The sequence below is a fragment of the Polaromonas sp. P1_G4 genome, from assembly GCF_056405475.1.
Genome location: NZ_JBFUCA010000127.1, coordinates 1 through 9,420 on the forward strand (window position 1 = coordinate 1; position 9,420 = coordinate 9,420).

General features: G+C 62.0%; 9 protein-coding genes. 1 reads left to right on the plus strand and 8 read right to left on the minus strand.

Annotation, left to right across the window (positions count from 1 at the left end):
- Positions 1–427 (minus strand): 2OG-Fe dioxygenase family protein (locus tag AC1D1X_RS08595; protein ID WP_477698135.1); only part of this gene is annotated, 427 nt, incomplete at its 3' end.
- A gap of 140 nt (positions 428–567) precedes the next feature.
- Here AC1D1X_RS08595 and AC1D1X_RS08600 point away from each other — a divergent pair.
- Positions 568–870, plus strand: coding sequence for a DUF1840 domain-containing protein (locus tag AC1D1X_RS08600; RefSeq protein WP_477668661.1), 303 nt, complete (start codon positions 568–570; stop codon positions 868–870).
- A gap of 73 nt (positions 871–943) precedes the next feature.
- On the opposite strand, the gene AC1D1X_RS08605 is transcribed toward AC1D1X_RS08600, so the two are convergent.
- The 7 genes from AC1D1X_RS08605 to AC1D1X_RS08635 all read right to left on the minus strand — a co-directional run bounded on the left by AC1D1X_RS08605 (position 944) and on the right by AC1D1X_RS08635 (position 9,389).
- A complete protein-coding gene (locus tag AC1D1X_RS08605; protein WP_477668931.1) occupies positions 944–1,897 on the minus strand; it encodes a Bug family tripartite tricarboxylate transporter substrate binding protein in 954 nt (317 codons plus the stop codon).
- Positions 1,898–2,128: 231 nt separating this feature from the next.
- Positions 2,129–3,124 (minus strand): tripartite tricarboxylate transporter substrate-binding protein, encoded by a 996-nt coding sequence (locus AC1D1X_RS08610; protein WP_477668660.1) that lies wholly within the window; start codon positions 3,122–3,124, stop codon positions 2,129–2,131.
- Positions 3,125–3,273: 149 nt separating this feature from the next.
- Positions 3,274–4,533: a phenylacetate--CoA ligase family protein gene (locus AC1D1X_RS08615; RefSeq protein ID WP_477668659.1), complete on the minus strand. Its 1,260-nt coding sequence runs from the start codon at positions 4,531–4,533 to the stop codon at positions 3,274–3,276.
- A 134-nt stretch (positions 4,534–4,667) separates the two neighbouring features.
- Positions 4,668–5,477: an ABC transporter ATP-binding protein gene (locus tag AC1D1X_RS08620; protein WP_477668658.1), complete on the minus strand. Its 810-nt coding sequence runs from the start codon at positions 5,475–5,477 to the stop codon at positions 4,668–4,670.
- Positions 5,478–5,667: 190 nt separating this feature from the next.
- Positions 5,668–7,002 carry an ABC transporter substrate-binding protein gene (locus AC1D1X_RS08625; protein WP_477668657.1) on the minus strand — a complete coding sequence of 445 codons (1,335 nt, stop codon included), beginning with the start codon at positions 7,000–7,002 and terminating at the stop codon, positions 5,668–5,670.
- Between the two features lie 202 nt (positions 7,003–7,204).
- Entirely contained in the window at positions 7,205–8,434 is a 1,230-nt protein-coding gene (locus AC1D1X_RS08630; RefSeq protein ID WP_477668656.1) for a branched-chain amino acid ABC transporter permease, read from the minus strand.
- A gap of 25 nt (positions 8,435–8,459) precedes the next feature.
- A complete protein-coding gene (locus tag AC1D1X_RS08635; protein ID WP_477698136.1) occupies positions 8,460–9,389 on the minus strand; it encodes a branched-chain amino acid ABC transporter permease in 930 nt (309 codons plus the stop codon).
- Positions 9,390–9,420 lie beyond the last annotated feature (31 nt).

Genomic DNA, 9,420 nt, shown 5'->3' on the forward strand with positions numbered 1-9,420 from the left:
CAATATGCCAGCGCCCGGCGGGTTGCACTTGCGCAAACAGCTTGCCCAGATTGGCCAGCAGGTCCGTCCATGCCGGGGCTGTGGCTACCGCTGGCTCGACCGGGTCGAACCAGCGCTCGAAGCCGCCGTGCAGGGCGTTGTAGTCGGTGGGTTGCCAGTGGGCACGATGCGGGGTTTGCGTGAGCGTGCCTTCGGCCAGCTCCTGGACGAAGCAGGAATGGCGGCGCTTGCGGTAGTGGCCACCGTCTTTCAGATGGGCGTCAGGCGGCAAGCGGTTCCAGGAGTCTGTCAGCGCCTGCCAGCCTGATGTCCAGGCCGGCGTCGGCAGTTCCAGCGTGGCCGTCAGCTCGGCAGGGTTGAGCAGGCTCAGCCCGTCCTGGCTGAGCGCCTGGCGAGCCGACTTGGGGACAGTGGCGATATTGAACATGGGCCCTATTTTGCTTGAGCCGCGCGGCCGGCCCGGCAGCCGTAGCCGGAACCCCGGGGCCGCAACAGGTGAAACCAGCCTACATACACGGGTTCGAAAACTTTCCATAATGGCCTGTCTGTCCAACTTGAGGAGCCACCATGCTTTATAAATTCAAATCCAAAGACGCCGGCGACGTGATCATGCTCGAAGCCAACGGCCGCAAGGTCCTCGAAATCATCGGCAAAGACCCCGCCCCCAAAGGCATCATCCTGCCCGAGCAAATGCCCGCCGCGATAGCCGCCCTGCAGGCAGCGATCGCGCACGAGGAAGCCCACGATGCCAATGCCGACGAGGGGGTCGTCCCTGGCGACGGCCTGGGCCTGCGCCAGCGCGCCGTGCCGTTTATCGACATGCTGCAACGCAACCTGAAGTCGGGGCATGAGGTGGTTTGGGGCGTTTAGGCTTAGCAGTCGCGCTGACCCATACCAAAAAGCCCTGGTGACAGGGCTTTTTGCATGGTGAGTTGATATGCGCTCAGTCCACCTTCGCCCCCGAAGCCTTCACCACCTGCGCCCACTTCTTGTGCTCGGCATTGATAAAGGCCGTGAACTGTTGCGGCGTATTGCCGCTGGGAATCGCACCCTGCGCGAGGAGCTTCTCTTTCATCGCAGGCGTGCCCAGCGCCTTGGCGGCTTCCTGCTGGATGCGGTTCACAATGTCGGGCGGCGTACCGGCGGGGGCGAGCAGGCCGAACCAGGAGCTCGCATCGAAACCTTTCATGGCCGGGCCGCCGGCCTGTTCTATGGTGGGGACGTCAGGCAGGGCCGCTGAGCGTTCTGAGCTCGTCACGGCCAGTGCCTTGAGTTTGCCGGACTTGATGAGCTGCATGGAAGACGGCAGGTTGTCGAACATGACGTCCATGTCGCCGCCCACCAGTGCCAGCAGCGCGGGGCCGGATCCGCTGTAGGGGAAGTGCGTCATATAGGTTCCGCTCATGGTTTTAAACAGTTCACCCGCCAGGTGGATGGACGTGCCGTTGCCGCTGGAGGCCATGTTGAAAGTGCCGGGCTTGGCTTTGGCCGCGCGTATGAAGTCCGTGACGTTGTTGATGCCCGCGGCTTTGGCTTTTTCGGCGTTGACCACCATGACGTTGGGCACACCCGCGACCAGCGTGATGGGTGCAAAGTCTTTTTGCGGGTCGTAGGCCATCTTGCTGTACAGCGACTTGTTGATGCCATGCGTGCCCACGGTGCCCATCAGCAGGGTGTAGCCGTCAGGCGCGGATTTGGCGACCACGTCTGCGCCAATGTTGCCGCCGGCACCGGCACGGTTCTCAACCACAAAGGGCTGGCCGAAGGCTTTGGAGAGTTCCGGCGCCATGGCGCGGGCCAGGATGTCGGTGGTGCCGCCTGGCGCGAAGGGCACGACGATTTTGACGGGCCTGGTGGGCCAGCTGGCGCTTTGCGCCCAGGCGGAGGGCGTGGCCATAAAGGTGGCGACGGCGGTCAGCGCGGTGGCCAGGAAAGCGCCGTAGCGACGGGAAAGAAAGGGCTTGCTATTGTTGTTCAAGAGGGGCTCCAGGGATGGCCGGCGCGGCCGGGGGTCACATGAAGATAGCGTGCGTGGGTTCATGCTTCAAGAGGGTTTCAACCCAGCCATCCAAAAAAAGAAAAGCCGCCCGGCATGAACCGGGCGGCTGGCAATCAAACGGTCAACAGATCAGTCGGCGAACTTGCCGGCGGCGTCGATCACGGGCTTGAGCTTGTTGATCTCGGCGGATACAAAAGCCTTGTGGGCGGCGGGCTCGACACGCTTGTCGGTCACCACCACGGCGCCAAGGCCTTCCTGCTTCTTGATGAAGTCGGGATCCTTGAGCGCYACTTTCAGGGCGTTGTTGAGCTGGGTCATCACGGCCGGCGGCGTTCCCTTGGGGGCGTACATGCCGTGCCAGATCGTCAGGTCAAAGTTTTTGAGGCCCATTTCCTGCAGCGTCGGATAGTCCTTGAGCAGCTTGTTGTTCTTCAGCGGTTTGGCGGTCGTGACCGCAAACGCCTTGACGCGGCCGGCTTCAATCTGGCCGGTGGTGTTGGTGGTCTGGTCACACATCATGTCGACCTGTCCGCCCACCAGTGCATTCATGGCCGGCGCCGTGCCGCCGAAGGGAATGGTGGTCATCGCGTCCTTGGCGTTGATGGCTGCCTGCCACATCAGGCCACAGAGGTGCGATGCCGAGCCCAATCCTGCATGGGCGATATTGAGTTTGCCGGCATTGGCGCGAATGTAATTCTCGAAATCGCGGTAGTTGTTGGCCGGCAGCTGCGGTTTGCCGATGATGGTCATCGGTACTTCGTTGATCATGCCCAGGAACTCGAAATCGTCCAGCACCTTGTAGGGCAGCTTGCGATACAGGGCCGGCGCGGCCGCCATGCCGATGTGGTGCACCAGCAAGGTGTGACCATCGGGTGTTGCGCGGGCTACCTTGGCCGCACCGATGGTGCCGCCGGCGCCGTTGACGTTTTCCACCACGAAGTTGGCGCTGCCGCCCATGGCTTTGCGCATGGCTTCGGCCAGGTCGCGTGCCACACGGTCGGTTGGGCCGCCGGCCGCGAATGGGACCACCAGAGTGACTGGCTTGGAGCCGGGGAAGGCGGGGGCTTGCGCGTGGGCTGCAAATATGGCCGTTGCAGCAGCGGCGAGGACTAACAGGCGTTTCATGAGCGTCTCCTTGTGATGAACGCGCCAAGTTTACGATCCGCTTACTGCGCAAACATCGCGGGAACTACGTAAGGGCTAGCCCCCGGTCGCTTTGCTGGCAGCGCCCCTTTGGGGGCAGCGCAGTACGCGCAGCGACAAGCGTGGGGGCTCTACTTGTAACTACGTGCATCCTCAATAACCTTCCCGTCGTTGGGGAGACTGCCGGGCGCCACCAGTTGCACGGTGCCGCGCAATTTGGTGACGTCACGGATGGCGTCGCCGATACGCTGGTCCAGGCCGTCCGGGGCGGACGCGGTTTCGACCTGGAAGTGCATGTTGTCGCTCGCCATCTCTCCGCTGACCACCAGCCTGGCCTTGATCACTTCCGGAAAGCGCCGGGCAATGTCAGCGACCTGCCCGGGATGTACAAACATCCCGCGGACCTTGACGGTCTGGTCGGCTCTTCCCATCCAGCCCTTGATGCGCGCATTGGTGCGTCCCGTGGGGCAGGTGCCCGCAAGGATGGCGGAAAGGTCGCCCGTGCCAAAGCGAATCAGCGGATAGCCGGGATTGAGGGTGGTCACCACCAGCTCTCCCACTTCGCCCTCAGCCACCGGGTCACCCGTTCCAGGGCGCACGATTTCCACGATCACGCCTTCATCCAGCACCAGSCCTTCMCGCGCTTCGGTTTCGTASGCAATCAGGCCCAGGTCGGCCGAGGCATARCACTGGTAGCCCGCAATGCCGCGCTCACCCAGCCAGTCGCGCAGGCTGGGGGGAAACGCCTCGCCTGAAACCAGTGCCCGCGTCACGGTCGGCAGTTCCACCTTCATTTCGGCGGCCTTCTCCATGATGATTTTCAGGAAGCTTGGTGTGCCGATGTAGCCGGCCGGCCTGAGTTCCGCCATGGCGTGTACCTGCTGCTCCGTCTGGCCGGTACCGCCCGGGAACACGGTGCAACCGAGGGCATGCGCGCCGGTTTCCATCATGGAGCCTGCCGGCACAAAGTGGTAGCTGAAACTGTTGTGGATCAGCTGGCCGGGGCGAAAGCCCGCGGCATACAAGGCCCTGGCCATGCGCCAGTAGTCCTTGCGCTTGCCGCCGGGCTCGTAAATGGTGCCAGGGCTGGCAAAAACATGAGGCATATGCGCGCCGTAGCGCAAAGCGCTGAAACCGCCAAATGCGTTGCCACTGCCACCGGGCGCGCGCTCGGCCTGCTGGCGCTCAAGGAGCTCATGCTTGCGCGTGACGGGCAATCGCGCCAGTTCCGCACGTGATGTGATGGCCTGGGCGTCAACGTCCTTGAGAATGGCGGTGAAGGCAGGCGCCCGCGTCTTGGCATGGGCAATCTGCTGCGGCAAGGCCGTCAGCAGGGCCGCCTCGCGTTCCGTAGGGCTTCGCACTTCCAGTGAGTCGTAATGTGTGGTCATATTTGGAGAAAACCTGGGCAAGGAGAAGTCTTAAACCAGCAGGGGCCGCGGAACCGGCTTTGCCGGGCCGCAGGCGCAGYGGCCCCCTCGGGGGGCAGCGCAGTACACGAAGTGACAAGCGTGGGGGTCATGTTCTACGCCAGCCACCGTTTGCGCCGCTTGTAGCTCTTCACATCCTTGAAGCTCTTGCGCTCGCCGCCGCCCACGCCAAGGTAGAACTCCTTGACGTCCTCGTTATTGGCCAGGTCACTGGCCGCGCCGTCCATCACCACACGGCCGCTTTCCATGATGTAGCCGTAGTCGGCATATTTGAGTGCCATGTTGGTGTTCTGCTCGGCCAGCAGGAAGGTGACTTGCTCCTTCTGGTTCAGGTCTTTCACGATGTTGAACACTTCTTCGACAATCTGCGGCGCCAGGCCCATGGAGGGCTCGTCCAGCAGCACCATCGACGGGTTTGCCATGAGCGCGCGGCCGATGGCGCACATTTGCTGCTCGCCGCCCGACGTATAAGCCGCCTGCGAAGTGCGTCGGGTTTTCAGGCGCGGAAAGTAGTTGTAAACCTTCTCCAGATTCGCCGCCACTTCGGCCTTGCTGCTGCGCGTGTAGCCGCCGGTCAGCAGGTTTTCTTCGATGGTCAGATGGGCAAAGCAGTGTCGTCCCTCCATCACCTGCACCACGCCGCGCTGCACCAGGTCGGCCGGCGAGAGGTTTTCTATGCGCTCGCCGCGCAGCTCGATGGAACCTTTGGTGACTTCGCCGCGCTCCCCCCTGAGCAGATTGGAAATCGCGCGCAGAGTCGTGGTCTTGCCTGCGCCGTTGCCGCCCAGGATGGCCACGATGCGGCCCTGCGAGACTTGCAGCGAGACGCCCTTGAGCACCAGGATCACGTGGTTGTAGATGACCTCGATGCCGTTGACGTTGAGAACGATGTTAGGTGTGTCCATATTTTTTCCTGACCAATCTTGAGGGCTGCTGGCAAGGCKATCAGCCCTCAAGGCTGGCGGCTCGCGAGAGCCGCACCCCTCCCGCCAGGCGGGAGGATTTCAAGGCAAGGGCACCGTGGATCCGGCTTTGCCGGTCCGCCAGTGCCGCCCCTTGAGGGGGAGGCGGCGCAGAACGCCGCCACGGGGGAGCCTAGCTTTGGCAGTCAGCGGGTGTGCGCGCCGTCAGTTTTTTCTCTGTTGCGTATTTGGCGGCGGTCGACTTGACCAGGGGTTTGATCACCTGCTCGTCAGCCTGCAGCCAGTCGGAAGTGAACTTCCACTCCTTGCCGTCCCAGGTATGGATACGTGCCCATGCCGAGCCCATGTGGTCGGTGCACGAGGTGCTGATAGGCCGCATCACGCCGGCAAAGCCCAGCGCATCCAGCTTGGCCTGCGTCAGGTTCAGGTTTTCCAGGCCCCAGCGCACCTGCTCGCCTGTCATGATTTTTCCCTTGCCGAAACGGTCTTGTGCAGCGCGAAGGCCTTCCACGCCCAGCATCGCGCTCATGGCGCCACGCATGTAAAGAACCTGGCCGACTTCTTCCTTGGGGCCCGTGCCCTGGCCTTTGCCGTGCACCAGGGTCAGCATGTCTTTGGCCAGCTTGGAGTTCGGCTCGGCGCCGTGCTGCATCGTCACGGCGTTGTAGCCCTTGGCGCCGTCGGCCACGTCTTTCACGTCAGGCTCTGCGCCGGCCCACCACACGCCGTACATCTTCTCGCGCGGGTAGCCGGTGGCCTGCGCTTCCTTGATGGCAGTGGTGTTCATGATGCCCCAGCCCCACAGCGCGACGTAGTCAGGGCGCGACTGGCGAACCTGCAGCCAGGTGGCCTTTTGCTCGACACCGGGCGCGGTAACAGGCAGCAGTTGCAAGGTAAAGCCGTGCATGGCGGCGCGTTCCTGCATCAGCGGGATCGGCTCCTTGCCGAACGGCGAGTCGTGATAGACCAGCGCAATGCGCTTGCCCTTGAGCTTGTCGAAGCCGCCTTCCTTCTTGGCGATGGCCTGAAGGATGGCGTCGGCGGCAACCCAGTAGGTGCCGGCAATCGGGAAGTTCCATTTGAAGATGGAGCCGTCCGCGCTTTCGCTGCGGCCATAGCCCACGGTCACCACGGGGATTTTATCGACGGGCGCTTTCTCAGTGATGGCAAATGTCGCACCGGTAGACAGCGGTTGCACCAGCGTGGCGCCGCCGTTCTTGCCTTTCAGGCGTTCGTAGCACTCCACGCTGCGTGCGGTGTCATAGCCGGTTTCGCACTCTTCAAACGAGATCTTCACGCCATTGATGCCGCCGCGCGCATTGACCAGCTTGAGGTAGTCCACATAGCCGTTGGCCCAGGGCACGCCGTTGGGCGCGTAAGGCCCGGTGCGGTAGGACAGCACCGGGAAGAACTGCTCCTTCGCCTGGGCGAATGCGCTAGTCGCCACGAGGGACGAAGCGCCGGTGGCGAGGATTGCCACCGCCAACATCACATTACGAATCTTCATTGTTGTCTCCTGGAAAATTTATAAACACCGTGAAAAAACTGACACCTCAGTAAACGACCTAACAATCCACCGCGCATCGGTGATTTCGAGCAGAAGCCCCCTACCAGCCGGGGCCGCGGAACCGGCTTTGCCGGGCCGCAGGCGCAGCGCCCCCGCGGGGGGCAGCGTATTACACGAAGTGAAAAGCGTGGGGGCCATAGTTTCAGTGGGGGAATGGCCATAGCCGTAATTTCTGCTTTCCAACGGCCCACAGCTTGGCCAACCCGTGCGGCTCGACAATCAAAAACCACACGATCAAACCGCCGAAAATCATCAGTTCCGCGTGCGAGATGCCCGCCGTGGAGATCGAGATGCCCAGCCAGCCGGCCAGCACCGGCAGCAGCTGGCTCAGCACGATCGGCAGCACCACGATGAAAGCCGCACCGAAGAAGCTGCCCATGATGGCGCCCATGCCGCCGATGATCACCATGAACAGCAGGCGGAAGGAGTAGTCCACCGAGAAGGCCGCAGGTTCCCAGGCGCCCAGGTAGATAAAAGCCCACAGGCCACCGGCGATGCCGATGATGAAAGAGCTCACCGCAAAGGCGCTGAGCTTGGCGTACATGGGGCGTATGCCGATCACAGCGGCGGCGACGTCCATGTCGCGAATGGCCATCCACTCGCGGCCGATCGCGCTGCGCACAAGGTTTTTGGCCAGCAGGGTGATCACCACCACGATGGCCAGGCAAAACAGGTATTTGCTCAGCGCGCTTTCGATGGGCAGTCCAAACACCTGCAGGTTGGAGACCGACACCGAGCCCGAGGGCGTGTCCATCGTGAACCATTTGATGCGCAGGAACATCCAGTCGCTGAAGAACTGCGCGGCCAGCGTGGTCACCGCCAGGTACAGGCCCTTCACGCGCAAGCTGGGCAGCCCGAACAAAATGCCAAACAGCATGGCGCACAAACCACCCAGGATCAGCGCCGGAATCAGCGGCATGCCGGGAAAGCGTACAAAAAAGTTGTAGGCCCCATAGGCGCCTACGGCCATAAAGGCGCCTGAGCCCAGCGAGATCTGCCCGCAATATCCCACCAGGATGTTCACACCCACTGCCGCCAGCGAGAAGATCAGAAAAGGAATCAGGATGGCTCGGAACATATAGTCCGAAGCAAGCAAAGGATGTATTAGTGCGATGCAGACGGATAGAAGTGAGACCAGCAAACCCCTCTTCCATCCGGACCACTTGAATCCGGCGAACGACATTGTTATAAGCGCCAGGCCAATAAGGTAGCGGTACAAGTGTTTCTCGGGCGGAAACACGGATAACACCGGGATTACGACAAATGCCACCAAGAGGAGGAGTGCGATCAGTACCCGGTCCTGCAGGATCGGGAAGATCTGCTGGTCCGCCCGGTAGTTGGTTTTGAACTGGCCGTTTTCTCTGTAAAACATGGTTTTTCTTTAGATAGAAGCGGCTTCAGACGCGATCAATAATTTTCTCGCCGAACAAGCCCTGAGGCCGAACGAGCAAGACACAAAGCGCAAGCACATACGCGAACCAGATTTCAATACCGCCGCCGACATAGGGCCCGAGAAAGACTTCGGCCAGTTTCTCGCCAACGCCAAGAATCAGCCCACCCACAATCGCGCCGGGCACCGAAGTCAGGCCGCCCAAAATCACCAGCGGCAGCGCCTTGAGCGCCAGCACCGAGAGCGAAAATTGCACGCCCAGCTTGCTGCCCCAGATGACGCCGGACACCAGGGCCACGAAGCCTGCCACGCTCCAGACGATGACCCAGATGCGGTTCAGCGGAATGCCGATGGATTGCGCGGCCTGGTGGTCGTCCGCCACCGCGCGCAGGGCCCGGCCTGTGCTGGTGTACTGGAAGAAGGCGGCCAGTGCCGCCACCAGGGCAGTCGCGATCAGCGCGGCGACCAGGTCTTCCTGGTTCACCAGCAGGCCGCCCTGGAAGATACCTTCCAGCAGGAACATCGGGTCCTTGGGCATGCCCACGTCAATCTTGTAAATGCTGGAACCAAAGATAGTCTGGCCGAAGCCGTCCAGGAAATACGAAATGCCCAGCGTCGCCATCAGCAGCGCCACGCCTTCCTGGTTCACGAGCTTGCTTAGCACCAGTTTCTCAATCAACCAGGCCACCACCACCATGATGGCCAGCGCGGCTGCAAAGGCCAGTGCGTTGTTGATGRACTTGCTGTCCAGGCCCGTCCATTGCGGTATCCATTCGGAGAACCGCGCCATGGCCAGTGCCGCGAACAGCACCATCGCGCCTTGGGCGAAATTGAAGACGCCCGAAGCCTTGTAGATCAGCACAAAGCCCAGCGCGACCAGCGAATACAGCATGCCGGACATGAGGCCGCCGATGATGGTCTCAAGAAATGAACCCATGTTATTGGCTCCCCCCTGTTGCGGGCTCACT